Origin of the sequence: Massilia sp. CT11-108 (assembly GCF_047302915.1) — a bacterium.
Classification (GTDB): Bacteria; Pseudomonadota; Gammaproteobacteria; order Burkholderiales; family Burkholderiaceae_D; genus Telluria; species Telluria orientalis.
In genome coordinates, this window is the sequence record NZ_JBKYMO010001740.1 from 1 (window position 1) to 240 (window position 240).

The 240-nt window shown below is 77.1% G+C and carries 1 pseudogene; it reads right to left on the minus strand.

The window, feature by feature from the left end:
- A pseudogene (locus tag ACEN88_RS36195) lies at positions 1-240 on the minus strand (hypothetical protein); the annotation flags it as partial.

Below are 240 nucleotides of genomic sequence, written 5' to 3' on the forward strand. Positions count from 1 at the left end.
GCCGACGTGGCGCGCGCACAGGGCGAAGCCGCCGACCGTCGACTCTTCGGCGAACACGCGGCCGTCGCAGGCGGGGTTCGGTTCGCACAGGTCGGCGTAGCGGCCCGTGCGCGTGTGCGCGGCATGCCAGTCGAACGTGCCGCCGTCGACGAGCAGGCCGCCAGGCGCGTCCGCTTGTCCCGCGAGGAAGGCGGCACCATGGACCACGAGGTGGGGGGGGGGCGGGGCGGGCGGGCCGCC